The organism is Nocardia pseudovaccinii (assembly GCF_050942345.1).
GTDB classification, from domain to species: Bacteria; Actinomycetota; Actinomycetes; order Mycobacteriales; family Mycobacteriaceae; genus Nocardia; species Nocardia pseudovaccinii.
Genome location: NZ_CP192074.1, coordinates 7,479,891 through 7,506,030 on the forward strand (window position 1 = coordinate 7,479,891; position 26,140 = coordinate 7,506,030).

Annotated in this window: 28 protein-coding genes; 11 read left to right on the top strand and 17 right to left on the bottom strand. The window is 64.9% G+C overall.

What is annotated here, in order from left to right:
- The first annotated feature begins 49 nt into the window (after nucleotides 1–49).
- Genes ACQPZ2_RS33725 through xylA form a run of 3 tightly spaced genes read left to right on the top strand, consistent with a single transcriptional unit; the run spans nucleotide 50 to nucleotide 3,646 of the window.
- A complete protein-coding gene (locus ACQPZ2_RS33725) occupies nucleotides 50–1,276 on the top strand; it encodes an MFS transporter (RefSeq protein WP_433522113.1) in 1,227 nt (408 codons plus the stop codon).
- Entirely contained in the window at nucleotides 1,273–2,448 is a 1,176-nt protein-coding gene (locus ACQPZ2_RS33730) for a 4-hydroxybenzoate 3-monooxygenase (RefSeq protein ID WP_433522114.1), read from the top strand. The genes ACQPZ2_RS33725 and ACQPZ2_RS33730 overlap by 4 nt, the downstream gene beginning before the upstream one ends.
- 19 nt (nucleotides 2,449–2,467) lie before the next feature.
- Nucleotides 2,468–3,646 carry a xylose isomerase gene (gene xylA / locus ACQPZ2_RS33735; protein WP_433522115.1) on the top strand — a complete coding sequence of 393 codons (1,179 nt, stop codon included), beginning with the start codon at nucleotides 2,468–2,470 and terminating at the stop codon, nucleotides 3,644–3,646.
- Nucleotides 3,647–3,829: 183 nt separating this feature from the next.
- Here xylA and ACQPZ2_RS33740 read toward each other — a convergent pair whose 3' ends face one another.
- From ACQPZ2_RS33740 to ACQPZ2_RS33750, 3 genes are read right to left on the bottom strand one after another with little or no spacing between them, the layout of a single operon-like run.
- On the bottom strand, nucleotides 3,830–4,048 hold the full coding sequence (locus ACQPZ2_RS33740; RefSeq protein ID WP_433522116.1) for a hypothetical protein: 219 nt from the start codon (nucleotides 4,046–4,048) through the stop codon (nucleotides 3,830–3,832).
- Entirely contained in the window at nucleotides 4,045–4,293 is a 249-nt protein-coding gene (locus ACQPZ2_RS33745) for a hypothetical protein (RefSeq protein ID WP_433522117.1), read from the bottom strand. The genes ACQPZ2_RS33740 and ACQPZ2_RS33745 overlap by 4 nt, the downstream gene beginning before the upstream one ends.
- Nucleotides 4,286–4,429, bottom strand: coding sequence for a hypothetical protein (locus ACQPZ2_RS33750; RefSeq protein WP_433522118.1), 144 nt, complete (start codon nucleotides 4,427–4,429; stop codon nucleotides 4,286–4,288). The genes ACQPZ2_RS33745 and ACQPZ2_RS33750 overlap by 8 nt, the downstream gene beginning before the upstream one ends.
- A gap of 830 nt (nucleotides 4,430–5,259) precedes the next feature.
- Here ACQPZ2_RS33750 and ACQPZ2_RS33755 point away from each other — a divergent pair.
- Together ACQPZ2_RS33755 and ACQPZ2_RS33760 are read left to right on the top strand one after the other, a co-directional pair.
- On the top strand, nucleotides 5,260–6,144 hold the full coding sequence (locus tag ACQPZ2_RS33755; protein WP_433522119.1) for a helix-turn-helix domain-containing protein: 885 nt from the start codon (nucleotides 5,260–5,262) through the stop codon (nucleotides 6,142–6,144).
- A complete protein-coding gene (locus ACQPZ2_RS33760; protein WP_433522120.1) occupies nucleotides 6,134–6,346 on the top strand; it encodes a DUF397 domain-containing protein in 213 nt (70 codons plus the stop codon). Before ACQPZ2_RS33755 ends, ACQPZ2_RS33760 begins: the two co-directional genes overlap by 11 nt.
- Nucleotides 6,347–6,474: 128 nt before the next feature.
- On the opposite strand, the gene ACQPZ2_RS33765 is transcribed toward ACQPZ2_RS33760, so the two are convergent.
- Both ACQPZ2_RS33765 and ACQPZ2_RS33770 read right to left on the bottom strand, forming a co-directional pair.
- A complete protein-coding gene (locus tag ACQPZ2_RS33765; protein WP_433522121.1) occupies nucleotides 6,475–7,008 on the bottom strand; it encodes a DUF3145 domain-containing protein in 534 nt (177 codons plus the stop codon).
- A gap of 120 nt (nucleotides 7,009–7,128) precedes the next feature.
- Nucleotides 7,129–7,959, bottom strand: a complete 831-nt coding sequence (locus ACQPZ2_RS33770) for a serine hydrolase domain-containing protein (protein ID WP_433522122.1) — start codon at nucleotides 7,957–7,959, stop codon at nucleotides 7,129–7,131.
- Nucleotides 7,960–8,044: 85 nt separating this feature from the next.
- On the opposite strand from ACQPZ2_RS33770, the gene ACQPZ2_RS33775 reads away from it, so the two are divergent.
- Nucleotides 8,045–9,232, top strand: coding sequence for a serine hydrolase domain-containing protein (locus ACQPZ2_RS33775; protein ID WP_433522123.1), 1,188 nt, complete (start codon nucleotides 8,045–8,047; stop codon nucleotides 9,230–9,232).
- Between the two features lie 56 nt (nucleotides 9,233–9,288).
- Here the strand turns inward: ACQPZ2_RS33775 and ACQPZ2_RS33780 are convergent, their stop codons facing one another.
- The 3 genes from ACQPZ2_RS33780 to ACQPZ2_RS33790 all read right to left on the bottom strand — a co-directional run bounded on the left by ACQPZ2_RS33780 (nucleotide 9,289) and on the right by ACQPZ2_RS33790 (nucleotide 12,236).
- Nucleotides 9,289–10,419 carry an NDMA-dependent alcohol dehydrogenase gene (locus ACQPZ2_RS33780; protein WP_040688149.1) on the bottom strand — a complete coding sequence of 377 codons (1,131 nt, stop codon included), beginning with the start codon at nucleotides 10,417–10,419 and terminating at the stop codon, nucleotides 9,289–9,291.
- A gap of 174 nt (nucleotides 10,420–10,593) precedes the next feature.
- Complete coding sequence (locus ACQPZ2_RS33785) at nucleotides 10,594–11,169, bottom strand: DinB family protein (RefSeq protein ID WP_433522124.1); 576 nt, start codon at nucleotides 11,167–11,169, stop codon at nucleotides 10,594–10,596.
- Nucleotides 11,170–11,246: 77 nt separating this feature from the next.
- Nucleotides 11,247–12,236: a phosphotransferase family protein gene (locus ACQPZ2_RS33790; protein ID WP_433527597.1), complete on the bottom strand. Its 990-nt coding sequence runs from the start codon at nucleotides 12,234–12,236 to the stop codon at nucleotides 11,247–11,249.
- Between the two features lie 308 nt (nucleotides 12,237–12,544).
- Here ACQPZ2_RS33790 and pabB point away from each other — a divergent pair, with 308 nt between their 5' ends.
- Nucleotides 12,545–14,629 carry an aminodeoxychorismate synthase component I gene (gene pabB, locus ACQPZ2_RS33795; protein WP_433522125.1) on the top strand — a complete coding sequence of 695 codons (2,085 nt, stop codon included), beginning with the start codon at nucleotides 12,545–12,547 and terminating at the stop codon, nucleotides 14,627–14,629.
- 6 nt (nucleotides 14,630–14,635) lie between these two features.
- Here pabB and ACQPZ2_RS33800 read toward each other — a convergent pair whose 3' ends face one another.
- Nucleotides 14,636–15,127, bottom strand: coding sequence for a hypothetical protein (locus ACQPZ2_RS33800; RefSeq protein ID WP_433522126.1), 492 nt, complete (start codon nucleotides 15,125–15,127; stop codon nucleotides 14,636–14,638).
- A gap of 149 nt (nucleotides 15,128–15,276) precedes the next feature.
- On the opposite strand from ACQPZ2_RS33800, the gene ACQPZ2_RS33805 reads away from it, so the two are divergent.
- Together ACQPZ2_RS33805 and ACQPZ2_RS33810 are read left to right on the top strand one after the other, a co-directional pair.
- Nucleotides 15,277–17,220 carry a TerD family protein gene (locus tag ACQPZ2_RS33805; RefSeq protein WP_433522127.1) on the top strand — a complete coding sequence of 648 codons (1,944 nt, stop codon included), beginning with the start codon at nucleotides 15,277–15,279 and terminating at the stop codon, nucleotides 17,218–17,220.
- Nucleotides 17,221–17,350: 130 nt separating this feature from the next.
- Complete coding sequence (locus ACQPZ2_RS33810) at nucleotides 17,351–18,115, top strand: SDR family oxidoreductase (RefSeq protein ID WP_433522128.1); 765 nt, start codon at nucleotides 17,351–17,353, stop codon at nucleotides 18,113–18,115.
- Here the strand turns inward: ACQPZ2_RS33810 and ACQPZ2_RS33815 are convergent.
- Complete coding sequence (locus ACQPZ2_RS33815) at nucleotides 18,105–18,830, bottom strand: TetR/AcrR family transcriptional regulator (RefSeq protein ID WP_433522129.1); 726 nt, start codon at nucleotides 18,828–18,830, stop codon at nucleotides 18,105–18,107. The two genes, ACQPZ2_RS33810 and ACQPZ2_RS33815, sit on opposite strands and share 11 nt — an antisense overlap.
- A gap of 8 nt (nucleotides 18,831–18,838) precedes the next feature.
- Complete coding sequence (locus ACQPZ2_RS33820; RefSeq protein ID WP_433527598.1) at nucleotides 18,839–20,068, bottom strand: cytochrome P450; 1,230 nt, start codon at nucleotides 20,066–20,068, stop codon at nucleotides 18,839–18,841.
- 263 nt (nucleotides 20,069–20,331) lie between these two features.
- Here ACQPZ2_RS33820 and ACQPZ2_RS33825 point away from each other — a divergent pair, with 263 nt between their 5' ends.
- Nucleotides 20,332–20,775, top strand: a complete 444-nt coding sequence (locus ACQPZ2_RS33825; protein WP_433522130.1) for a group II truncated hemoglobin — start codon at nucleotides 20,332–20,334, stop codon at nucleotides 20,773–20,775.
- 7 nt (nucleotides 20,776–20,782) lie between these two features.
- On the opposite strand, the gene ACQPZ2_RS33830 is transcribed toward ACQPZ2_RS33825, so the two are convergent.
- From ACQPZ2_RS33830 to ACQPZ2_RS33845, 4 genes are all read right to left on the bottom strand, one after another.
- Nucleotides 20,783–21,502, bottom strand: coding sequence for a hypothetical protein (locus ACQPZ2_RS33830; protein WP_433522131.1), 720 nt, complete (start codon nucleotides 21,500–21,502; stop codon nucleotides 20,783–20,785).
- A 13-nt stretch (nucleotides 21,503–21,515) separates the two neighbouring features.
- Nucleotides 21,516–21,641, bottom strand: coding sequence for a hypothetical protein (locus ACQPZ2_RS33835; RefSeq protein ID WP_433522132.1), 126 nt, complete (start codon nucleotides 21,639–21,641; stop codon nucleotides 21,516–21,518).
- 5 nt (nucleotides 21,642–21,646) lie between these two features.
- Entirely contained in the window at nucleotides 21,647–23,047 is a 1,401-nt protein-coding gene (locus tag ACQPZ2_RS33840) for a DUF1254 domain-containing protein (RefSeq protein ID WP_433522133.1), read from the bottom strand.
- A gap of 114 nt (nucleotides 23,048–23,161) precedes the next feature.
- Nucleotides 23,162–23,458 (bottom strand): hypothetical protein, encoded by a 297-nt coding sequence (locus ACQPZ2_RS33845; protein WP_063040631.1) that lies wholly within the window; start codon nucleotides 23,456–23,458, stop codon nucleotides 23,162–23,164.
- Nucleotides 23,459–23,615: 157 nt separating this feature from the next.
- On the opposite strand from ACQPZ2_RS33845, the gene ACQPZ2_RS33850 reads away from it, so the two are divergent.
- On the top strand, nucleotides 23,616–23,891 hold the full coding sequence (locus ACQPZ2_RS33850) for a hypothetical protein (RefSeq protein WP_040688132.1): 276 nt from the start codon (nucleotides 23,616–23,618) through the stop codon (nucleotides 23,889–23,891).
- A gap of 31 nt (nucleotides 23,892–23,922) precedes the next feature.
- Here ACQPZ2_RS33850 and ACQPZ2_RS33855 read toward each other — a convergent pair whose 3' ends face one another.
- Both ACQPZ2_RS33855 and ACQPZ2_RS33860 read right to left on the bottom strand, forming a co-directional pair.
- Complete coding sequence (locus tag ACQPZ2_RS33855; protein WP_433522134.1) at nucleotides 23,923–25,170, bottom strand: vWA domain-containing protein; 1,248 nt, start codon at nucleotides 25,168–25,170, stop codon at nucleotides 23,923–23,925.
- Nucleotides 25,171–25,215: 45 nt separating this feature from the next.
- Nucleotides 25,216–26,109: a DUF5995 family protein gene (locus ACQPZ2_RS33860; protein WP_433522135.1), complete on the bottom strand. Its 894-nt coding sequence runs from the start codon at nucleotides 26,107–26,109 to the stop codon at nucleotides 25,216–25,218.
- Nucleotides 26,110–26,140 lie beyond the last annotated feature (31 nt).

Below are 26,140 nucleotides of genomic sequence, written 5' to 3' on the forward strand. Positions count from 1 at the left end.
ACAATCAGGGCCCGCTATGACCGGTCCGAATCTGCAGAAACGAATCATCATGAACAAGCTGTCGTCGTGGCCGGCCGTGCTGTGCTGGCTCATCGTCCTGCTCGAGGGCTACGACCTGGTCGTGCTCGGCGCCGTCATTCCCACCCTCATCGAGCACCACCACATCGGATTCACCGCGGCGCGTGCGACATTCGCCGCAACGATCTCGCTGGTCGGCGTCGCCATCGGCGCCGCGGTGGTCGGGCCGATCGCCGACCGCTACGGCCGCCGCAAGGTGCTTCTCGCCTCGATCGCATTGTTCTCGGCATTCACCGCCGCCGTCCCCGTGGCCGGATCCATCACCGTTTTCGGCGTATTCCGCCTACTGGCCGGGATCGGGCTCGGCGCCTGTCTGCCGACGGCGCTGACCTTCATGGCCGAGCAGGTACCCGCCACCCGCCGTGCCTTCATCGGCACCATCACGATGACCGGCTATCACGTCGGCGCGGTGCTCACCTCGCTCCTCGCGCTACAGCTCGTTCCGCACTGGCAGCCGCTGTTCTATCTCGGCGGCATCGCGGGATTCCTGCTGCTGCCGCTGATCTGGGCCGAACTTCCCGAATCCGAGGCATATCTGGCCGCCAAGGCCGCTCCGGAACGGGTTCGGCCGACCGTGCTGCTCGCACCGCGTTATCTGCGCACGACACTCGGGGTGTGGGTCGGTTCGTTCATGGGCCTGCTGCTGGTCTACGGACTCAACACCTGGTTGCCGAAGCTGATGCGTGACGCCGGGTACAACATGTCGACCTCGTTGACGCTGCTGCTGGTGCTGAATGTCGGTGCGATCGTCGGGCTGCTGATCGCCGGTCCGCTCGCGGACCGCCGCGGCACGAAACCGATTGTCCTCGTTTGGTTTGCGGCCGCCGCCATATTGCTGGCCATGTTGAGCGTCAAAGTCTCCAGCACCGTGCTCCTCAATGCGCTGGTACTGGTCACCGGCATCTTCGTGTTCTCGGCGCAGGCGCTCATCTACGCCTACGTCACGCAGGTATATCCCGCCGAGGTGCGGGCTACCGCGCTCGGCCTCACCTCGAGTGTGGGTCGACTGGGCGCGATATTCGGTCCGAGTATTACCGGCTGGCTCATCGTCGCCGGATCCGCATACCCGTGGGGCTTCTACTTTTTCGCCGCGGTCGCGGGCGTCGGCATGCTCGCGATGACGGCGGTGTCCCGGTTCAGCACTCGGTCGGTGGAACCGGCCGCCACCCTGGACACTTCGAAGGGGTTCGCCCTATGAGGACTACGCGCACGCAAGTCGCCATTGTCGGCGCGGGCCCGGCGGGTCTGCTGCTGTCACATCTGTTGCATCGCTCCGGAATCGACTCGGTCGTCATCGATGTCCGCACGCACGAGGAGATCGCGACCACCATTCGCGCGGGCATCCTGGAGGCGGGTTCGGTACGCATGCTGGTGGATTCCGGCGTCTCCGATCGCGTACTCACCGACGGCGACCGGCACGACGGTGTGGTGCTGCGCTTCGACGGTGACAACCATCGGATCGATTTCCGGGAACTGGTCGGCGAATCCGTGTGGCTGTATCCGCAGACCGATGTGTTCATCGATCTCGCCGACCGCCGCAAGACCGATGGCGGTGATGTCCGCTATGGCGTACGGGATACCGAGGTCTCCATCGATCCTCCGATGGTGACGTTCACCGAGGCGGACGGCCGCCTGGCCCGGCTGGCAGCCGATCTGATCGTCGGGGCCGACGGTTCACGTTCGATCTGCCGTCACGCCTTCCCGGATGGCCTGCGCACCGAATGGTTCCGCGAATACCCCTTCGCCTGGTTCGGCTTCCTCGCCGAGGCGCCGCAGTCGCATCCGGAACTGATCTATGCCCGCTCCGAACACGGCTTCGCCCTGGTCAGCCAGCGCACGTCGACTATGCAGCGGATGTATTTCCAATGCGCGCCCACCGAACGCCCCGAAGACTGGGATGACGAACGAATCTGGGCCGAGATGCGCCGCCGCGTCAACGGCAATGGTTTCGCACTGCAAGAGGGGCCGATCAGTGGAAAGACGGTGCTGCCGTTCCGCTCGTTCGTCACCGCGCCGATGCGCCACGGCAGACTCCTGCTGGCAGGCGATGCCGCCCACACCGTCCCGCCGACCGGCGCGAAGGGGTTGAATCTCGCGCTCGCGGATGTGCGCGTACTGCACGAGGTCATCGACGAATACTTCGCCCGGGGGACCGACGAATCGCTGCGTCGCTATACCGACCGCGCACTCGATCGAGTGTGGAAGGCTCAGCATTTCTCCTACTGGGCGACGACCCTGCTGCACTCGATCGACGGCGCGTCCCCTTTCGATCTCGAACGCCAACGTGGTGAACTCGCGATGCTCACCGAATCCGTACGCGGCGCGGCGTACTTCGCCGAGGGGTACACCGGAAGCTGGGGTCCGTCGTAAACACACCTGGAGGCATCGCGTGACCCGTCAACCCACCACTGACGACAAATTCTCCTTCGGCCTGTGGACGGTCGGTTGGACGGGTACCGACCCGTTCGGCCTGCCGACCCGACCGGCACTCACACCGTGGGAGTACGCCGAACGCCTGGCCGAACTCGGCGTCTGGGGAATCACCTTCCACGACAACGATGTATTCCCGTTCGATGCCGACGAGGCCACCAAGGAGCGTAACCTCGCCCGGCTCAAAGAAGCGACCGATCGCTGCGGTCTCACCATCGAGATGGTCACGACCAACACCTTCACCCATCCGGTCTTCAAGGACGGCGGGCTGACCGCCAACGACCGCTCGATCCGCCGCTTCGGTCTGCGCAAAATCCTGCGCGCGGTGGATCTGGCCGCGCAGGTCGGCGCCACCACCTTCGTGATGTGGGGCGGCCGCGAGGGCAGCGAATACGACGGATCCAAGGACATCTTCGCCGCGTTCGAGCGCTACAAAGAGGGTTTGGATACGGTTGCCGGATACATCAAGTCACAGGGTTATGACCTGCGAATCGCATTGGAGCCCAAGCCCAATGAGCCACGCGGCGATATCTTCCTGCCCACCGTCGGGCACGCACTCGCCCTGATCGCCGAATTGGAGCACGGCGATATCGTCGGCCTCAATCCGGAAACCGGCCACGAACAGATGGCCAACCTCAACTACACGCACGCCCTCGGCCAGGCATTGTGGAGCGGCAAGCTGTTCCACATCGACCTCAATGGCCAGCGCGGTCTCAAGTACGACCAGGACCTGGTCTTCGGACACGGCGATCTGGTCTCCGCATTCTTCACCGTCGACCTGCTCGAAAATGGTTTCCCCGGCTATCCGGACGCCCCGCGTTACACCGGACCACGGCACTTCGACTACAAGCCCTCACGCACCGAACACCTCACCGGCGTATGGGAATCGGCCAAGGCCTGTATGGCGACCTACCTGAAGCTGGCGGACAAGGCGCGCACCTTCCGCGCCGATCCCCGCGTCCAGGAGGCGATGGCCTACTCCGGCGTCCTCGACCTGGCGCACACCACCCTCGACGACGGCGAATCGATCGAGGAATTCCTGCGCGACGACGAAGGTTTCGACCCGGACAAGGCAGCCGAACGAGACTTCGGTTTCGTCCGACTGCAACAGCTCGCACTGGAGCACTTGATCGGCTGAGGCGCACACCGCACCATCCCGATGCACACACACCCGCTCGAATTGCTATCCGAAACCAAGGATCCCTGAAAGAGATAGCGCAGCAGCCGAGAATGTATCGGTGGCGGCCAAACAGCGAGAGCACCCCTGCACCAGCACATTCTCGCGCGATGCTCCCACAAGCCCCCTATTTGGTCGCTCAGGTCACGGGCCAAGGTAGAGGCGCTCGCACGGAAGGCGAGGGTAGCGGCTGGTGTCGCCGAGATCGATGGTGACGGCATCGACGTAATGCTGCGCTTGGTGCTCGCGCACGAAGATCAATGCGGCGGTCAGGCAGGCGGTGAAGTCGAATCGGGCGCCGTGCAGGAAGACACTCAGATGCACGTCCGGCTCTGTCGGGCGCGGAGATACATTCGCGCTCATGGGTTCTCGGTATCGATGACTCTGATGGGCAGGACTTCGATCGCATCCTCTTCGAGGCTGTCGTCGTACTCGGCGCACCAGCCGTCCTCATCGATCTCGGTGATCCCTTCGGCGGTGTGGCGGAGCACAACGCTGTCGACCGGGGCGAGTGCCAGCTTTTCCAGCGTGTGCTCGTGGAAGACCGCGAGCAACGCCACCACCGACGGCGCTATCTCAGACTTACGTTGCCGTTCAACCTCATCCATGGCGCACAACTCCGATGCAGCGAGTATCGAAATCGGCGCGGTCGTCGGCGACCCGCATACCGACCCACGGGCACGGCTGCGGGTTCGGCATGATCGGCGTGTGATCGGCGATGCGGTCATCGACAATCGCGACCATGCCCGCGCACAGTCTCGACGGGCATGCCACCGACACCAACTTCCCGGTGCTGGCGCTGAATATCGCTGCGCCGCAAAGGGATACCTTGATCCATGGCCCACACGTGCACTCAGGCATTCGCGGCCCTTCGTCGCTTCGGCTGACCTGTGCACGCGCGGATCGAGTCGACGATGACGAGGCCGGAGGGGCGAAATGTGCATCGTGGTGGTTCTACCCAGCGCCGGAACTCGGCACATTGATTTGTGGGTGATGGAAGGGCGATAGTGCCGCCGGTGCGCACAACGGAGACGTCGAGGCGGAACATCTCCGCGAAAAGGCGCACGTCATCAGGGATGTCCGGGCGCACGAGGTATGTCCACCGACCCGAGCAGTTGGTGCGACAGAATCGGCCCGATATCCGAACCCTGTTGTTCTATAAGCGATTTGACCGCCTGGCCGAGATGTCCGGGCATGATGAGCGCCCAAACATGCTCGGCTTTCATAATGATTCGCCCAAGATTGGGTGGGTCGATCGTGGCAGGTAGATCGCACACCCGCCGGTAGAAGTGGCAGCGGGAAACCGGTGTGTCGCCAAAAGCTATGTGGTCCATACGTTTTAGACCTCTGCTTGCGTTGGATTGGCTTGGGCGCACCCGACCCCCTGAACCTTCTCGAGAGCAGGAGACCTCTCTTCGGGCGCAGTTCAAGAACACACCGCGCTATCCCTCCCAGCAAGCCCGCCATGGGTTTTCATGAGTAGTTTTCTCAAAGTGCCAGAGCTTTTGCCGCCGATGTCCCAGACTTTTCCCATGACGACAAGCCCCCACGGGCGTAATGAGAAGTGAGGGAGCGTGACTGAAGACAACGACACCACCCTGCCGAGGCGTCAGCTTGGGCAATACCTCCGTGATGCGCGCTCGGCGGCGAACATGACTCTCGAGCAGGTCGCGCCGATGATGCAGTGGTCCACGAGCAAGCTGCAACGCGTGGAGAAGGGCCAATCGCCGAAGGTCCGCGAACTCGACGTGGAAGCGCTCTGCCGCATCTACGATATGGACGCCGATATGACCGCCGCCCTCAAGGGCCTGGCCATGCAGGCATCGGTCAAGAGCTGGTGGCACGCCTTCGACGACCTCATTCCCGGAAATTTCGACCTGTACGTCGGCCTGGAGTCGAGCGCCCAACAGATGGGCTGCTACCGGCCAGACGTGATCTCGGGGCTGTTCCAGACGCCGGACTACGCCCGGGCGCTGGATCGAAACTTCTTCCCCGGCATCACCACCGAAGAACTCGACCGCCGCATCGAACTGAGGACCAAGCGACAAGCCCTGATCACACGCAAGACCCGACCGGCCAGAGTTGAAGTGATCTTCAATGAGGCCTGTCTGCGATACGTGGTCGGCGGGCCAGCCGTCATGGCCGAACAGCTACAGCACCTCGCAGACATGCCCGCCAATGTGACAGTGCGCTTGCAACGATTCACGGCCGGATTCCCACTCGGCATCGCGCCCGGTCCGTTCACCATCCTGGACTTCGGGCACGACGGTAAGGGGCGGCCGAACGCCCCGAGCGTCGTCTACGTCGAGTCGTACGCCGGGGATATGTACCTCGAGCGAATAAAGGATCTCGACCGGTATCGTCGTGCCTACGAGACCATCCAGCGAACCTCACTGGACGTCGCCAACAGCAAGAGCCTGCTTCGCCAGGTAGCAAGGGAGTACGCGCGTGAACGTTGATCTGTCCGGGGCCAAGTGGTTCAAGAGCAGCCGCAGCGGTGGGGGCAAGGATTGCGTTGAGGTCGCGTTCCTCGAGGGTGGACACGTCGGCGTTCGAGACTCGAAGAACCCGACCGGCCCAGCGCTGGTCTTCGCACCCGGCGAGTGGGATACCTTTGTCGCGGGCGCGAAGGATGGCGAGTTCAACCGTCAGCAGGGCTGAAGACAGACCGAAGGCCCCGAACTCACCAATGCGAGTTCGGGGCCTTCTTCGTGTCGGCCTACGGCCCTGATTGCGCCGAGAGTTGTTGGCAGAGAGGGCCGTTGCGCACTCCAGCCCCATGTGACCGTTCAGCCGACGTCGCGGCGCAGCCAGGTCACCTCGGCGCCGGATTCGGTGCCGTAGCGGTAGATCTCGAGATCTTCGTCCCAGGGGGTGCCAAGGGCGCGGTCGAGTTCGGTTGCCAGGTCATAGCCGGTGTAGTTGCCGAGTTCATTGCTGGTCTGCAGCATGGCGCGCAGACGCATTTCGCCGATGGTGACATCGCCGTTGGCGGAGGTGGAGCCGTGCCAGAGGCCCAGGGTGGGCACGAAGCTGTAGCGCTCACCGTCGACGCCGTCGCTGGGGTCCTCGGTGACCTCGAAGCGCAGAACCGGCCAGGACCGCAAGGATTGGGCAATTCGGGATGCGGTGCCGACCGGACCGATCCAGTCGGTGGTCGCGCGCAGCTGTCCGTCGGCGGGTTGTGCGGTCCAGCGCAATTTCGCGGGTGAGCCGAGGGCCGAGGTGAGTGCCCATTCGATATGTGGGCACAGCGCAGCCGGCGATGAGTGGATATAGACCACACCCGCCGTCGCGTCCGCGAACTGACTCGATGCGCGCACCACTGACACCTCCAGCTTCGACGAGAAACGTCTTCCCCAACGATCCGTCGTACTGGCGTTGCCCGAGTGTACTGGAGTGCCCCGAGTTACACATGTTACTTCGGAGGCGTGTCCGACCTGTTACTTCGCAACCGAGTTCCGAGCGAGGATCACCTCGGCGATCACCGCATCGGAAAAGACGGGCCATGCCTCCCGTGCCCAGTCGCCGAAATTCTCGTCGCTCAAAGCGATACTCGCCACCCCTAATTCGGGATCGACCCACAGAAATGTGCCGGACTGCCCGAAATGGCCATAGGTACCTGCGGAATTCGATCCGCCGGTCCAGTGCGGTGATTTCCCGTCGCGAATCTCGAATCCGAGTCCCCAGTCGTTGGGACGCTGCGATCCGTAACCCGGCAGCACACCATTGAGTCCGGCAAACGCGACCGTGGTCGCCTCGGCGTGGGTCTGCGCCGAAATCAGCCGGGGATCCAGCAGTTCCGCACCGAAGCGCACCAGATCCGCGGCCGTGGACCGGCCCGCATGTCCGGCCGGACCGGCCAGCACCGAGGCCGTCATGCCGAGTGGCTCGAATACGGCCTCGCGCAAGTACTCCGGGAACGCGATCCCGGTCTGCTCCGCGACGAAGGCCGCGAGAATTTCGAATCCGGCGCTGGAGTAGATGCGCCGCGTACCGGGCGCGGCGATCACCTCGGTGGTGTCGAAGGCGATGCCGGAAGTGTGCGCGAGCAGATGCCGGACGGTAGCTCCCGGCGGACCGGCGGGTTGATCGAGTTCGATCGCACCCTCCTCCACCGCGACGAGCACCGCGTAGGCGACCAGCGGCTTGGTCACCGAGGCGAGCGGGAATACGCGCTCGGTGTCACCCGCCGTCTGCGCACCGTCGCGGGTGACGACGCCCGCCGCCGCATGTCGAACCGGCCATTCCTTGATCTGCTCGAATGCACGCACGAAATGAGCGTACGAGACGCCCGTTCCCGGCGTGTCCGCACCGTCTGCACGGGAAAGTCGGTACCGCCGGTACCATCAACCGATCATGAGCGAACCCACCATCCACGGCGATGTGGCGGCCGGTTTCGGCCCCGTTGCCGACGCCTTCCGCCGCAACTTCGCCCGGCACGGCGAAATCGGCGCTGCCGTGGCCGTCTATGCGGGCGATCGCCCGGTGGTCGACCTGTGGGCGGGTCATCGTGACCGCCGCCGGACCCTGCCGTGGGAGCGCGACACGATCGTCCCGGTCTTCTCCTCGACCAAGGGTATGGCCGCGTTCGTGGTCGCCACGATGGTGTCGAAGGGACTGCTCGACTACGAGGAGCCGGTCGCGAAGTACTGGCCGGAGTTCGCCGCGCAGGGCAAGGGCACGGTCACGGTGCGTCAGCTGATCGACCATCAGGCCGGACTTTCCGGACTCGATACCGTGGTGCGGCTGCGGCAGATCGCCGATCTCGACGGTCTCGCAACGATTCTCGCGGCGCAGCGGCCCGCGTGGCGGCCGGGCACGCGACACGGCTATCACGCCATCACCCTGGGCCTGTACCAAGGCGAACTCGTGCGCCGCGCCGATCCGGAACACCGCACACTCGGGCGGATCTTCGCCGAGGAAATCGCGAAACCGCTCGACCTGGATTTTTTCATCGGCCTGCCCGCCGAACAGAGCATGGAACGGATCGCCACCCTGGCCGCAACCGAGGGCGTGGACATCCTGCGCTACGAGCGCGATATTCCGGTGCGCATCGGCGCGGAGATCTTCGCCAAGCGCGGACTTTCCCATGCGGCACTGACCAATCCGCGCATCGGCGCGCCGGTGCGGGCGAGCAGGCGCGAGCTGCTCGAGTTGGAGATGCCGGGTTCCAACGGTGTCGGCAATGCCAGGTCGCTGGCCAAGACATACGGCGCGGCGGCGGGTCGCACCGGTGCGCTGCCGATCGAGGACGCGGTGCTCGATCGGCTCGCCGCCACGGCCGCGGATGATGTGCCCGCCGACGATCTGGTGTTGCACACCAAATCTCGCTATCACCTGGGCTTCCGCAAATCCCGCGGCTCATTCAGCTTCGGCTCGGATAAACGCGCCTACGGCACCACGGGCCTCGGCGGCTCCTTCGGATTCGCCGATCCGGCAACCGGTCTCGGCTTCGGCTACTCGATGAACCGCCTCGGCCTCGCCGTCCTCGACGACGTCCGCAGCCGCAACCTCCGCAACGCCCTGCTTCGCTGTCCCGTCTGACCGAGTCTCCGCTCGGCGTGCTGGTTCCGTAGCTCGCCGAGCGGTGACGCGGCGATTTACCAGTCGGCCTCGGTGTACTTGATGATGCCGCGAATGTTCTTGCCGTCCAACATGTCCTGGTAGCCCTCGTTGATCTGCTCCAGGGAGTACTGACGGGTCACCATATCGTCGAGGTTCAGCTGGCCGGACTTGTACAGCGACAGCAGGTGCGGCGCGTCCTGGCGGGCGTTGCCACCGCCGAAGATGCAACCCTTGACGGTCTTCTGCAGCATCGACAGCAGGAAGCTGTTCAGCTTGACGTCGTTCTCGTCCATGCGGCCCATGGAGGTGACGACCAGGGTGCCGGCCTTGGCGGTGAGGATGAGGCCCTCTTCGATGTATTCGCCGTGCATCTCACCCATGGTCAGGATGACCTTCTGCGCCATCCGGCCCTCGGTGGCCTCCATCAGCGGCATGATCGCGGCGGCCATGCTCTCGTAGGTGTGCGTCGCGCCGAACTTCTGCGCCTGCTCGCGCTTCCACGGGTTCGGGTCGATGGCAACGACTTTGGACGCGCCGGAGAGCACCGCACCCTGCAGTGCGCTCATGCCGACGCCGCCGATACCCGCGATCACCACGGTCTCGCCGGGCGCGACCTGGGCGACGTGGGTGGAAGAACCGAAGCCGGTGGGGACGCCGCAGCCGACGAGGCAGGCGACCTCGAACGGAATGCTCGGGTCGATCTTGACCACCGAGGTGTGGTGCACCGTCATATACGGCGCGAAGGTGCCCAGCAGGCACATCGGGATGACATTCTCACCGCGCGCCTGGATCCGGTAGGTGCCGTCGCTGATGGCCTGCCCCATCAGCAGGCCCGCGCCCAGATCGCACAGCGCCATATTGCCGCTCACACACGCCGGACAGCGACCGCAGGCCGGGATGAACGACAGGATCACGTGATCGCCGACCTGCAGATCAGCGGGGCAGTTCGGCCCGAGCTTGGTGATCACGCCCGCGCCCTCGTGGCCGCCCATGACCGGGAATGCGGGCATCGGCGTCGCGCCGGTCACGATGTGGTGGTCCGAGTGGCACATACCGGCGGTTTCCATCCGGATCTGCACCTCGCCGGATACCGGATCGCCGACCTCGATCTCCTCGACCGACCACTGCTGGTCGGTCCCCCACAGGATCGCGCCTTTCGTCTTCATTCGTGTCGACCTCTCGCATGCACGGGCTTCTATGTGACTGCACCCACAGTACGAGAAAACTGTAACGCGTTCTAGTACTCGATCGAAAATTCGTCGACACAGATTGACAGAACCCCCGAACGAGTTCCAGTTCCACCCGACCGCGAACCCGCCTCGGACCGATACTGCCCGACTTCAGCCGTGCACGTCGTGCACATGGTGGATTACGTCGTGCAGGAAATAAGCGGCCAGGGATTCGACCGTGAAGACCGAGCCGTCGCTGCGTCGCGCTTGGTTGCCGAGGGTGGCTTCCGGTACCGACGCGAAGGCGCGCGCGACCGCCTCGGCCGCGTCGGTCAACTCCGCGGCGACCTTTCGTGGATCCTGTTTGCCGTATTGATCGGCGATGGCGGTGACGTCCTGATCCCAGTTCGAGAAGACCGGAATACCGTCCTCGGACTCGAGGCCCTCAGCGTCGAACCCGGGAACCCCCGGATCCACCGCTTCGGTGCGGGCCGCGACGGCCGTGCGGTAGGTGAAGATTCGGCAGACATCGCGAACGTGAGCGGCATATTCGAGCGGCGACCAGGTGTCGTCGTCCGGGCGGACAGTGGCGTCATATCGCGCGAGCGTTGCCGACAGACGGCCCGCGTATTCGCGAGCCAGATCGGGCACCGCCGCATACGTGATCGACTCCGGGTCGAATCCGCATTCGGGACAGGAGCGTTCGAGGACCCAGGTCCAGTTCTTCACGTCGGGAACGATCGGCATGCGCCTACCCTAGATTGGCTGAATATCTTCAGCGATAGATATTCAGCCAGCTAGCGACAAGATCCCGACAGGGAAGTTCAATCCATCAGACGCAGCGCGCGTTCGAAGAGCTCGAGCGTGATGGCATGCAGGAAGTCACCGACCTGCTCGGGCGCCTTGCCCGCGAATGCGCGAGCATGCGTGCCCTCCAGCACAATTCCCAGCTTGAAGCAGGCGAGCACGGTGTACCAGGTGACATTGCTCAGGTCGCGATCGGAGAACTTGCCGTAGTGCTCGACCATCTGCTCCGGCGTCGGCAGACCGCCGACGGCGCCGAGCTTGCCGATCAGCGCCGCGCCTGTGGTACCCGGCTCCGGACGCGTCGCGATCTGCCAGCCGAGGTCGAGCAGCGGGTCGCCGATGGTCGACATCTCCCAGTCCACCATCGCGGCCACCTCCGGGCCGTCGTAGGAGAACATCATGTTGGCCAGGTGGCAGTCGCCGTGCAGGATGCCGGGAGTCCACTGCGCGGGCCGATGCCGGTCCAGCCATTCCCCGACCTGCCGCACACCGGGAATCTCGGGGCCCGGATACCCCGCATTGGCCGCATAGGACTCGAGTTCGCCGAGCCAGCGCGGCACCTGACGCTCCAGGAAGCCATCCGGTTTGCCGTAGTCCTGCAGGCCGAGCGCCTGATAGTCGAGCGAGCCGAGGCGGGCGATGGCCTCCACCGCGGACAGACCCATCTGCCGCCGGATCTCCGGATCGCTCGCGTGCGGCTCCGGCAGTTCGTTCTGCGGATTGAATCCGGTTATGGGCTCCATCAGGTAGAACACCGCACCGAGAACGGATTCGTCCGGGCAGGCGGCGATCACCTTCGGCGCGCGCACGCCGGTGCCGTCGAGCGCGCCGAGCAGCCGGGCCTCGCGACGGATGACGTCATTGCTCTTGGCGCGCAAGTGTTTCGGGCCGCGGCGCAGCACGTAGTCCTGACCGCCGCGCGCGAAACGCAGCATGATGTTCTGGGTGCCGCCGCCGAGCGCGGTCACATCCTCGAACTCACCGGCAGGCAGACCCTGCTCGTCCATCCATTTACCGACGACGGCAAAGTCGACGGCTCCCCCGCCTCCCCGAACCTCTGGCCGATCGGCGAGCACCCCACCAGTCGCGTCGCGGGCCGACGGTTCAGCGGGTCGCTCGGTTCTGGACGTACCCGATGAGTTACCCATGTTCTCTCCAAATCAGTTGTCGCCCGAGAGCATGAATGCCTACAACTATCACGATCTCTCTTCGGCGCTTGTTCCGGCCATAGTAGGTCGCAGGCACGCGCCGAACATAACTGACGGCACATGACAACAGTTTGCTTCGACCGGTGCGGCGTAGGGTTCGGAGCACGATGCGCACGCTCTTGATCGACAATTACGACTCGTTCACCTACAACCTCTATCAGCTGATCAGCGAGGTGAACGGGGAAGAACCCACGGTCGTGCGCAATGACGAGGTCGTCGATATCGCGGGCCTGCGGCTGGAGCGCTTCGACAGTGTCGTCATCTCCCCCGGCCCGGGTCGCCCGGATGTCGGCCGGGATATCGGCATCTCGGCCGCGGTGATCCGCGAGACCGAGCTGCCGCTGCTCGGCGTCTGTCTCGGACATCAGGCCATCGTCGTCGCGGCGGGTGGCATCGTCACGACCGCGCCCACCGCGCGGCACGGCTATCTCGATCACATCGAGCACGACGGCGACGAACTGTTCGCCGGGCTGCCTGAGGGGTTCACCGCGGTGCGCTACCACTCGCTGTGCGCACAGCGGCCGTTGCCGGACCGCCTCGAGATCACCGCCGTCGCCGCCGACGGGGTGATCATGGGTGTGCGGCACCGGAGCAGACCGCAGTGGGGGGTGCAGTTCCATCCCGAATCGATTGCCAGCGAGTACGGTGCGGCATTGCTCGGAAATTTCGCGAAACTTACTGCGGGCCAGCGCATTCGGTCGAGCATCATCGCACCGTTCGAGAATGCCGAGCCGCTGATGGGTAGACACGAGTTCCGCGAATCCCGGCGTTCCTGGCAGCTGCGGCATGCGGTGATCGATCGGGCGATCGATACCGAGGCCGCGTTCCTCCGGCTATACGGCAACTCCCCCACCGCATTCTGGCTCGACAGCGAACATGTCGAACCCGGACTGGATCGGTTCTCCTTCCTCGGTGATGCGAGCGGACCACTGGCCGAGGTGATCCGCTACCGGGTCGGCGAGAACAAGGTGACGGTCGAATCCTCGGACGGGAATCGGCGGACCGTCTCCGGCGGAATCCTCGACTATCTCGCCGGGCAGCTACACCTGAGACATACCGAACTACCCGATCTGCCTTTCGATTTCGCGTGTGGTTACGTCGGATACCTGGGCTATGAGGTGAAGGCCGATTGCGGCGCGAATGCCGCGCATCGCGCCTCGACTCCGGACGCACAGTGGATCTTCGCCGATCGAATCGTGGTCGTGGACCATGTCGGCGGGCGCACCCATCTGCTCGCACTCACCGATCCCACGCCGGAAGCCCTTCGGGCGGGTGCGGATTGGTTGCGCGATACCCGCGAGATCCTGGAATCCCTACCGACGTGGGCGAATCCGCCGACACTCGAGGTGCGCTCGGATACCGCCGCCGTCGCACCGCTGTTCACCCGCGGGCGCGAGCGGTATCTAGCCGATATCGCCGTCTGCCAGGAGCGGCTGCATGCGGGCGAGTCCTACGAAATCTGCCTGACCGACACCGCATCCATGGCGGCCGCCGAAGCGGATGGACTCGACTTCTACCGCACGCTGCGCCGCTGCAATCCCGCACCATACGCGGCGTATCTGCGCTTCGACGATCTCGAAATCGCCTGCTCCTCACCGGAACGCTTCCTGAAGGTGGACCGCGCCCGCACCGTGGAGAGCAAGCCGATCAAGGGCACCGCGCCGCGCGGGACCACGGCCGCCGAGGACGAGCGGCTGCGGCGCGAACTGGCCGACAGTCCGAAGACCAGGGCCGAAAACCTGATGATCGTCGACCTGCTGCGCAATGACCTGGGCCGGGTCTGCCAGGTCGGCAGTGTGCATGTGCCGAAATTGATGGCCACCGAGACGTATACGACCATGCACCAACTGGTTTCCACCGTGCGCGGCACGCTGCGGCCGAATGTCGACGTGATCGATTGTCTGCGTGCGTGTTTCCCGGGCGGATCGATGACCGGGGCGCCCAAGTTGCGGACCATGGAGATCATCGACGAGCTGGAAACCGAAGCGCGCGGCATCTATTCGGGCACCATCGGTTTCCTCGGTCTGGGGGGCACCGCCGACCTCAATATCGTCATCCGCACCGCGATCCGCCACGACGGCCACTGGCGCATCGGCGCGGGCGGCGCCATCGTCTTGGATTCGGACCCCGAGGACGAATACCACGAAACCCTGCTCAAGGCCGCCGCCACCCACCGCGCCGGTCCCCACTGAGCACGGTTATTTGCGGCGGCGGGTGCGCTTCGAGGGTTCGGGAGGCGCGGGAGGTTCGGCGGGTTTGCCGGTGAAGCGACCGAGCAGGGAGACGCCCGGGAGTTTGGCGATGGCGGTGAAGAGGTCTTCGCCGAGCCCGATCATCGCCTCCAGGCGAGGTAGCAGGCGGTCGTAGGCGGCAAAGGCAGGATCCGCCAGCGCCAGGGTGCGGTCCAGGCGATCGATGGTGGAGTTGAGCCGGTCGATGGCGATCGAGAGGCTCGCGATCAGATCCGGGAGCTGAGCCGCCAGCTGCGCCGAGGCCGGTGGCAGGCGCACCGCCGCGTCGAAGGCCTGACCAGCGGTAAGTTGTGCGGCATCCAATACTTGACTCGCCGCCGACTGTGCCGCCTCCACCGCCGATTGCGCGGCCGCCAGCACATCGCCGGGACTCGGCACCCGCCCACCCGGCGCCTTCGGAGTCGCGCCCTTCCGGCCCGCACCCTTCGGGGTAGTCATCCCTCCACTCTGCCGCACCCCTAGCCCGCGAAGCCGGATATCCCCCGACCGACCGGTTTGTGTCGCGTCGGCGCGCACTCGCTCGCATCGCCGAAGGTTTGGACCGCCGTCGTCGGCGTGTCGGTGCTTCGTGGCATAGTTCGAGCACGATGAAACTCAGTAAAGGGGCCAATGCGGCGGTGCCGACTTCCCTTCTTGCCGTGGTTGTTTCATGGCGGTCGGGGCATGCGGTGGATGCGCACGCGCTGTTGCTGGCGGAGGCGGGGACGGTGCGCACCGATCGGGATCTGGTGTTCTTCAATGCACCCCGACATATGTCGCAGGCGGTGACACTCGATCAGGAACCCGCACCGGGGACGGCGCGCCTGAGCGTGTCGCTACCGCGCACCGAATCGGATGTGGCGCGGATCGTGGTCGCCGGATCGATCGACGACGGCACCTTCGGCGATATCGCGGATCTGACCCTCACCATCGAGGCCGCACACGGGCCCATCGCCCGGTTCGAGATCACCGATCCCGACGCGGTATCCGCAATGATGTTCGGCGAGTTCTACCGCCGCGAGGGCCAGTGGCGCTTCCGCGCGATCGGCCAAGGTTGGGACAGTGGGCTCCCCGGTCTCGTCACCGAATTCGGCGTCACCATCGACGGCCCCGCCGAGCCGGCACCCGATCGCTCGCGCGCGGCGCACGCGAATCGGATACCCACTTTTCCAGTGCAGCAACGTGTCTCGACTGGCACCGCGCTGGCCGGATCACCCGGTGCTCAGCAGCTCGACACCGCGTCCGGGGAGCAGGACGGCACACACGCAGACCCGACTGGACAGCATGATCCGCCCGATGAAGCACCGGCCCGACCATGGACGCACGGCGCACACCGTGGAGATCACCACACCGCCGCGACCGGCCCCCGGGACCGAGCCGACCATCGCACCGACTCGGCCGACGACCGGCCTGCCCGGCCGCGAACGGGCAGACCGGTCGACCTTCAGCGCCAGCGGCACGAGGTGGAGCCGCCGATACCAGCACCTCCGAATCCCGAACGTGCGGACTGGCATTCGGATCCCGAGAATCCTGCGCGGTTGCGTTGGTGGGATGGGGCCGAATGGACCGCTGCCACATACGAACTGCGCCAGCCTGGCCCACGCAGCTGTGAGCGGTGCGGAAATCCCCGGCGCCGCAAGCTGTTCGGCGGGCTCGCGCCGTGCCAGAGCTGCGAGCAGGAAATCGAGGAATTCCTGACGCACTGGCATACCCAGGCCTGGCGGGCGCTGACCGCGGCCGGACCGCGCGGTGCGGAATGGGATGCGCTGTGGGCGTCGTTGCGGTATCAGCGAATCGATGCGGGCCTTGGCCGGGCGGCACTGCGGGATGTGGCGCTCACCTATGTCGAGCGACTGGTCGCCTTCGCATTCGCGGATGGCGAAATCGAGAAGACCGAGTTCGAGGCGTTCGAGTACGCGATCGAAGAGCTGGCGCTCGGCGGACCGCTGGTCGAGGATCTGCGCAGGCGGATGTATCGCGGGCGCACCCTGTCACGGTTGCGCGGCGGGGATCTGCCGGTGGTGCGAACGCCCGGCCTGCATCTGGACCCGGAGGAGAAGGTGCATGTGGATCTGCCCGCCGTGCACGTCCGCCTGCTCGCCAAGGGCCCGAAGCTCACACATGGCAGGCTGATCGCCAGCAATAAGAAGCTGCGGTTCGTCGGTGCCGATACCGGCACCGAATTGCCGTGGAACCGGGTGGTTTCGGTGCATGTCGAACAACGTTCGGTGGTTGTCGCGGCGACCTCGTCCCGCGGTGGCGCCATCTTCGATGTCGACGATCCGGATTACGTGGCGGCCGCGCTGGAGGGTGCGCTGCGGGTCGCCAAACGGCTGGTGCTGACGCCCGGCCAGCGCGACACACGCAGCATCCCGCAGGAGGTCAAGGCCGAGGTGTGGCAACGTGACGCCGGTAAATGCGTCGAATGCGGTGACGGCCACTACCTCGAATTCGATCACATCATCCCGCTCAGCCGCGGCGGCGCGACGAGTGCGACCAATCTGCAGATCCTCTGCCGCGCCTGCAACCGCGCCAAGGGTGCGCGGATCTGATGCGGATACCGCACGCGATCACGCACCGGAACACCGATGTGGCGAACAATGCATATGCGATGAAGCACGTTGAGTGGTCCGAGGTGTCACCGTAGCGTCCAATACCGAACAGAGCCGTTTGGGAGGATCAATGCAGGTAGCGGTAATCGGCGGAACCGGGGTACTGGGGGCCGCGGTAGTACGAGAGCTGAGCGCACGCGGACATCGGGTCCGCGTGGTGAGCCGAACCGCTCCGGCGGATCGAACTCTGGAGCACCGGTCCGCGGATCTCGCCACCGGCTCCGGCCTGGAATCCGCACTGGACGGCTGCGACACCGTGGTCGACGCGGTGAGCGCCCGCAGCCGGACGCGATCGGTCATGGTGGACGGCGTGCGCCGACTACTTGCGGCCGAAAAGCAGGCGGGTATCGGCCATCATGTCGAAATCTCCATCGTCGGTTGCGATCTCGTCCCCTTCGGCTATTACAACGCGAAGGTGGACCAGGAACAGGTGGTCACCACCGGTGAGATCCCCTGGACACTGTTGCGCGCCAGCCAATTCCACGAACTCGTCACCGATATCCTGGCCCTGTCGGCGCGCTGGCGGCTCGCACCGCGCTCGACGGCGAAGATACAGCCGATCGACGTCGACGCGGTCGCGACAAGGCTCGCCGACGCGGTGGACAACGGCCCGGCCGGGCGCATCCCGGATATCGCCGGACCGACCGTGCACACCCTCACCGAACTCACCGATATCTACCGCGAGCACATCGGCCGCAAGCTGCTCCCGCTTCCCGTGCCCATCCCGGGCCGTGCCGGACGTGCCCTACGGTCGGGCGCTCTCTGCCTGCACGGAAACGGCGACGCGATCGGCATCGGGTACGCCGAATGGCTGTCTCGCCGCATCACTCACTGATCAACCCGGCCGTGCGCCCCAGATCGGCCAGCATCGCATCGAACAGGATCTCCGGATTCGACAGCGGGATCGGATAATTCCCGAACACCTCGAGCGTGACGTGCCCGTAGAGCCGGGCCCAGATCTGGATCATCAGATACGTCACGCCGAGGTCGAGTTTTTCGGCGGGAAATTTCTGTCCGGACTCCGAAAGCGCTGCCAGCAGCTCGGTTTGGAACAGTACGAGGTCATCGCGCAGCTCCGCCGGAATCACATCGGTCGGCGGCGTCACGACATTGTAGGTCGCCAGCAGTCGCCCGGCCGCGGCGAGGAAGATCCGGCCGAACGGTTCGTCGAACCGGCGCAGCATGCGCGCACGGCCCGGGCCAGGCGAGGCGAACACCAGGGTGAATTCCCTGGTGTGCGCCAGCGCCCAGCGCCGAAACCCCTTGCAGATGGCGAAGAACTGCACCGCGCCGTCATCGGGCAACGTCGCGATCTGCTCGGACAACTCGGCGGCGAGGTCCGCACAGAACTCCAGGCGCAGACTCTCGAGCAGATCCTCGCGCGAGTTGTAATACCGGTACAGCGCGGGCGCGGTAATGCCGAGTTCGCGCGCGATCGCCCGCAGGGTGACCGCATCGGGACCGTGCTCGACCAGCAGTGTGCGGGCCACCCGGCGGATATCCGCGTCCGAAACCACCGGTGCCCGCCCCCGCGGCTTGGAGCTGTTCATAAAAGAATTCAAGCGTATTCGACTTCCCAGCGCTTGATGCCGTTCAACCAACCCGAGCGCAACCGCACCGGATCGGAGACCTGACGCAGGTTCGGCATCACATCGGCAATGGCGTTGAACATCAGATCGATCTGCAGCCGGGCCAGGTTGGCGCCGACGCAGTAGTGCGTGCCGGTGCCGCCGAAGCCGACGTGCGGGTTGGGGTTGCGCAGCACATCGAAGGTGAACGGATTCTCGAATCCGTCCTCGTCGAAATTGGCCGAGCTGTAGAACAGCCCGAGGCGCTGTCCCTTCTTGATCTCCTGGCCGCCGACCTCGGTGTCCTGGGTGGCGGTGCGCTGGAAAGCGGTCACCGGGGTGGCCCAGCGCACGATCTCATCGGGCGCGGTGCGCGGGCGCTGCTGCTTGTAGAGCTCCCACTGCTCCGGGTTGTCGACGAAGGCCTTCATGCCGTGGGTGATCGAGTTACGGGTGGTCTCGTTGCCCGCGACCGACAGCAGGATCACGAAGAACGCGAATTCGTCCGAGCCCAGGTTCTCGCCGTTGATATCGGCATTGATCAGCTGGGTGACGATATCGTCGGCCGGACATTTGCGCCGCTCCTCGGCCATATTCCAGGCATAGCCCATGACCTCGGCGGTGGCGGTGTGGTGATTGCCGTCGAATTCCGGATCGTCGTAGGAGATCATCTGGTTGGTCCAGTCGAACAGCTTCTTGCGGTCGTCCTGCGGCACTCCGAGTAGTTCGGCGATGGCCTGCAGCGGCAGTTCACAGGCGACCTGTTCGACGAAGTCGCCGCGACCGGTCTGCTTGGCCTCGTACACAATTCGAGCCGCACGCTCGGTGAGCGCCGCGCGCAGGCTCTCCACCGCGCGTGGGGTGAAACCCTTGGAGATGATGCGGCGGGTCTTGGTGTGCTGCGGCGGATCCTGATTCAACATCAGCATATTGCCGAGCATGTCGATCTGCTCGCGGGTGGTTTCCTCGTTGAACCGGATGATCGCGGTGTTCTCGTGCGAGGAGAACACCTCCGGATTCTTCGAGATCTCCTTGATGTGGTCGAGCTTGGAGATGACCCAGTAACCACCGTCATCGAAGCCGCTGGCCCGCCCGGTCTGCGCGCACCACCAGACCGGGGCGGTCCGGCGCAGCTCGGCGAATTCCTGGATGGGCAGGCGGGTGGACAGCAGATCTGGGTCGGTGAAGTCGAATCCCGCGGGAATCGACGGCGTGGTCACGGTCACGGCTATCTCCTACCGGTCTGACTTGGGCTGCAGACCTCACGACGTTGTGTGGACACGTTCCGAAGCCGATAAAACCACACAACCGGGGTTTTGTGAATAGCGTTTAGTAAACCCCGTTAACTTCAGTGGCGATAGCCATTCGGTCAATAGCTATCCGCTATAAATAGTGAGCTTGATCGCTTATCGCGAAACCGTGCACGCGACCGAACGGACAAGCCTGTAATGGGACGCAACAGGTCACCGTTCGGAGGTCCCCCATGCCCAGCCTGTACGAGCACGCCGGTGGCGACGAGGCATTGCATCGCGTCGAAGAAGCCTTCTACGACAAGGTGCTCGCCGATCCGGTACTGAAAACCCAGTTCACCGAACGCCGCCCGACGCACGTCGATCATCTCACCTGGTTCACCGCCGAATCCTTCGGCGGCCCGGACCGTTTCACCCGCAACCTCGGCTTCGACTACATCATCGCCGTGCACCGCGGCCTCGAAATCACCGATGAGCAGCGTGCGCGCTTCGCCCAGCTGTATCTGGAGGCGTTCGAGGAGGCGGGGCTGTTCGACGATCCCGCCTTCCGTGCCGCGGTGCGCGAACATGCCGAATTCGGTGCCCAAGTGGCACAACAGAATTCGCATGCTCAGACCGACGACGAACTGCACCCGATCCGCGAGGTGCCGCACTGGACCTGGGACGGCGACGACTGACCGCCGCCTATCCCGTCACACGCGCGACCAGAGCCAATAGCAAGAACGGCACTGTGGCGCTGACATCGGCCGTCTGATCCTCGGGTGTGCCGCGGGTGTGTGCCGCGACCGCGAAAGTCTCGCCGAACGATGCCGAGGCCACCTCCAGCGGCCCGCTGTCGGACCAGCCCCACTTGCTGCCCTGGACGCCGGGCAGCCGCGCGGTCCCCCAGTCCTGTGCGGTGCCGTCGGCCGCCTGTTCGCCCGCCGCGGCCATCCAGCCGAAGATCGGCGACCAGGGTTCGGTGCGCTTCTTGGTCGCCAGGAAGGTGGCCACATCCGCGGCGCTGGTGTACGACATGCCCCAGGCCGGGCCCGATTTGGTAGCGGTCAGGCCGTACTCCGCGGCGATGGCGTCGATCGCCTGCGGATACTTCGCGCCGAGTTCGTCGGCCGCGGAGTCGTCGGAATAGCGGATCATCCGCTCCGCCAACACCAGATCCGTCGCCGACCCGTCGCCGCGATGCAGCGCGTAGTCGACCATATAGAGCTTGACCAGTGACAATCCGGTGCGCATCTCGTGTTCGTTGCTGGTGCCCCACTGGACGCCGGGCAGCACCGAACGGAAAGAGAACGCGGTTCGCGACGGAACCCCGTCCTCATCACCCACCTCGGCGGCGGCAACGGGTGCGGCGCATGCCAGCACCACGGCGGCGGCGACCGAGATCGGGAAAGCCAAGCGGCCCATAGTTTCTCGTCTCCTATCGCACTACGGTCAGGACGGGCGGCTGCCAATGCCCATCGATGGCAATGTCTTTCGGCGCGTACAGCCGCATGGTCAGCGAGAACTGGCCCGACAACGGAATGGGCAGCAAGCGTTCATCCATCTCTTTCATCCGACTCGGTTCAGACTCGGCGGTTGCCAGTGACCATCGAGCGCCCGCTGCTCGGGCACATACAGGCGAAGCGCGAGCCGGAAGGTGCCGGTTTCCGGTATCGGCAACCAATTGCCGTCCGGCACATCACTTCCCGGGTCCGCCGCCTGGACGGCAAGTTCCAGCGAGCCGTCCGGCAGCGGTACGACGGGACGCTGATGACCGACCGAGAAGATGCCCGCCGGGTTCGGCACCAGAAAGCGCTCCGCGGTGTAGGCGGTCAGCGACCAGAAGGCCCGCGCGGGCGGCGTCTGGCCCGCGGGGAAATGCAGCCGGTACGAGCGCGGCGCACCCTGCTCCCCCGCATTCGCGCTGATCTCCGGATAGACGGTGTCCTCCGGCAGATTCGCACCGAGTGCGGTCCACGCGGTCGAGGCACGCAGTGAGTAATCGGTGCCGTAGGTGCCGAGATTCGTCGCGAAACCCCAGCCGTTCTCCCGTCTGGCTTTGGGATTGGCGTAGTCCGGGATGCGCATCTGGCCCGCCGCCACCGCGGCGTCGAGGTCGGCGACCGGCGCACCGTCGACCGTGCCGCCCGGTCGGATGCCGATCTTCGAAAACCGCTCCAGCGCGGGGGCATCCTCGCGGGCGGGCGGGTTGGTGAGCATCAGTGTGCATAGCCGGTCGAAGAAGGTGCGCCCGTCCATCCGCGCAACCTGCTGTGGAGGTGCGATCGGGGCGGCCATAACGGGATTGATCACCGGGTTCGGCCGTTCACCGCGCAACCAGGCGCTCAGCGGTACGAGCAGCACCTGCTGCTGCACGCTCTCGGCGGCGGCGAAATCGGCCTGGCCGCGCAGCTCGATACGACCGATCAGCCAAGCTGTCGCGGTGGGCATCGCCAATCTGGTCAGGTTATCCGGCAGCGCACCAGACCAATTGGGGCCGGTGATCACGTAGCCGTACGGCGGCTCCTGACCGGCGCGCACCTGTGGTGCGACACTGCTGGGATTGTGGGTGGTATTGGTCCAGGCGTCCATGATCTGCATGAGCCAGTACCGGTCGCCGTCCATCGGCGGAACCTGCAGCACCACCGGTTCGGCACCCACGTCGAGCCAAGCGGTGGCATAAAGGGTGTCGATATTCGGCATGACCACCGTATTCATCGCGGGATTCACCGGACTGACGGCCCAGATCTGATTGGCGGGTACGGCGGCGGTATTCGACTGCAGCGTGACATCCATCAGCACCAGCGGATATCCGTAGATATAGGCGTCGGTCGCGATCGAACGCGGATCGCTCGGCGGCACGCTGCCGGAACTCGCCACATTATCGGAATTCGTCGATTTGCCGCACGCGACCAGGCCCGCGCCCGTAACGGCACCGGCCAGCAGCATGGATCGCCGCGACATACTCATGCCTTCTCCCTACTTTCCCGATCAGGTCGGACAACTTCGAGAGAGATCAGCCGGAGTATAGCCACATATTTGCCGTAATTCGGGCAACCGGCGATGCGGCCGGGTTTTCGCCGATCAGCCGGTGCCGAGAATCGAATTCATAATCGTGCCCGCGCTGGTGGCGACGACGCCGCCGATCATGGCTCCGGCCACCATCTTCGGCGATTGCATCGCACCGCCGCTCCATTTCTCCCAGGCGAACCGGCCGCCCGCATAGATGATGCTGATTATTCCGGACAGCAGGGCAAACCAGGTCAGATAGCGCACCATCTGCAGCAGCTTGTCCGATAGCGGCGGAGCTTGCGGCGTCGGATTCTGGATCTGCGCCAACGTCGCACAGGCATCGCCGATCGACATCAGATAGATGTTCATCGTCTACTCCTCGACTATCACGCCCTTTCCATGATCCGCACAACGAGTGGTCTCGCAAGCGCGCAGGCATCGTGACTGCGCGGTCGCCGAGAAACCGATACCATCTCTCGGAGAGCGCGTTAACCCCCTGTCCCGCATCCAGAATGAGCAACACGAGATGATCCTGGCCGCCGTTTACGACACTTGGGCACAGATCGGCAATCCCACTCCCGAGGCCCCTCCGGTGTCCGACAAGATTCTTCAACTGGTCCGCTACTTCACCTGGTTCGTGCTGCTTGCCGGCATAGTCGCCATCATCTACGCAGGTGGCCGCTTCGCCTGGGAGAAGTGGAGCGGCGGTGGTCTGGAATCCCCGAAGATGGTGGCCGGAGCCATGATCGGCGGTGTCGTCGCCACCAGTGCGGGCACCATCATGAACGCCGTCATCGGCTGAGTCCGCGACTTCGACTGCGGACCGGCACGATTCAGCGCAGAATGCCCGCCTGCCCGGCCGCGCGCAGCCAGTCCGGGAATTCACCCAGCAACCGGGCATACAGCTGCGCGTCGTCCACCTGGTCGATGTCGTCGAGGGCGAAGAAGCCCGCGTTGTCCACGACCCGGTCCGACATTTCGTCGAGGGTGCGCAGCAGGCCGTAGTTGGCCCTGCCGAGGCCGACGAACTGCCAGAAGGCGGGCAGTCGGGACGCATCGCGCATGAGTGCGGCGATCTCGCGCTTCTTCGCGAAGCCGCCGTCGGTGAAGAACAGCACCAGGGTCGGCGCATCGCCTGGCCGCAGCGAGGCGATGATATCGCGCATGATCGGCAGTTCGTCGTTGCGACCGCCGATCCTGGCGTAGTCGATGCCCTGGTGAGTGCCGGTGAGGTGCAAGAAGGTCTGGGCCCATGCCTCGCCGTGCTCGACGGTGATGTCGGGCAGTTTCGCGAAGGACAGCGCGTAGAGGTAGGCCTCCAGGGTGCCGTCCTCGTCGAGCTGGGTCGCCACCGGGATCATCCGCTGCACAACGCGATGCACGACCTGTTTGCTGTATTGCCTGCTCATGCTGAGGGTTTTGTCGATGACCAGGATGACACGGGCGCGAATTCCGAAGGCGTTCTTGTTGATCAGGACCTTGGCGACTTCGCGTTTGCGCAGGTCGAGTCTGGCGCGCTTCTCGAAGGAGAGTGCGGCTTCGCCGGGGACGGTGCGGACCTCGGGGGTGGCGGGAGGAGTGACGGGCGCGGGCTCGTCGTCGACGCTCACGCCGTGATCGGTGACCAGCGCGGCGAATCCGCCCGCATATCCCTGCCCGACCGCGCGAACCTTCCACTCGGAGTTACGCCGATACAATTCCAGTGCGATGACGATCGACTCGCGGTCGAGTCCATCGATTACATACTCGTAGAGCGCATTTCCGGATCCGTCAGCAACGGTCGCAACCGGTGGCGCGAATTGCCCGAAAGTAGCCCCGGATTCGTCCAAAGTGATGACCACCCGTATTTGGGCGATATCGGCGGGCACGTGGGCCGCGGAAACGAGCAGCGTTCCCGACCGCAACTCGACGCCGGGTGCCTGCGGCTGATTGAAGAAGACGAAATCGGCATCGGTGCGAACGCGGCCCGCTTCGGTCACCAATAATGCCGAGACATCGGCCGGGGCGATGGATCGCACCGCGACAACGACATTCGACGCCGCGAGCGGACCGTTCTGTCCCTTGACGAGTGATATGCCCACCGCGAACTCCTTGCCGTACCCGATCGAACGTACCGACTAGGCGTCTCACAAACCCCTGAGCAGTGTCAACACATCCAGTGCCGTTTCGACGGAATCGCCGAGCAGCCGGATCTCCGCCGCGGTCGCGTTGTGCAGTCCGGGGTCCTCCAGCGCCAGGCCATTGCCGTAGATCACCACGTTGTATCCGAGATCGGCGGCCCGCAGCAGCGGACCGGTCGCCACGCCCGCACCGAGCAACAGGTCCAGACCCTCACCGACGAAATAGAACCGCCACAGCGGACCGAGATCGCCGTTGTAGATCTCCTTGGTCCGATCGATGATCACCTGACCGGAGACCGCGATCGCGTCGACGATCTTGAAGTAGTCGGGCGCGTTCTCGGGCTTACTCGCGACCGTCGCTACGGAATACGCGAGATCCACGCTCAAATGCGCGTTGTAGCCCGCCATGGCGACACGGGCGGGCGATACCTCACATCGGCGAGCGAGCTCGAAATACCGCGCCCACTGCGGCTCGACCGGCGCGCCGGTGAAGGCCGCGTGCACATTGACCAGGAACCGCCGCAGCAGTTCCAAGCTGATCGCATGCGCGTACTCCGGATCCAGGAACGCACCCGGATCGCGCTGCAATGGCATTACCGCCGACTGCTCCACACCGTCGAGCCCGAGCGGAAACAGCCCGCGTCGATCGCGATGCGCGACCAGGATTTCGGTGATCTCCCGGTGGCGCGCTACCGCGGTCTCCAAGCGCTGCAACGCATCTCCGATCAATGTACTGGTATCGGAGAGTTGAGCGATGGTATCGAGTTCGTCCGCCGACAGCGGTGTGCCACAGAACGCCGGAGCAACCGGCTCCGCGATGGCCATCGGAGTCAGCCCGACTGCCATCGTGAATATCGCGGTGATCAGTCCGAGGACGGCCGTTCGCAAAGAAGCTCGCACCGCCGAAGTCTAAGGGCCATTGAGGTTTCCA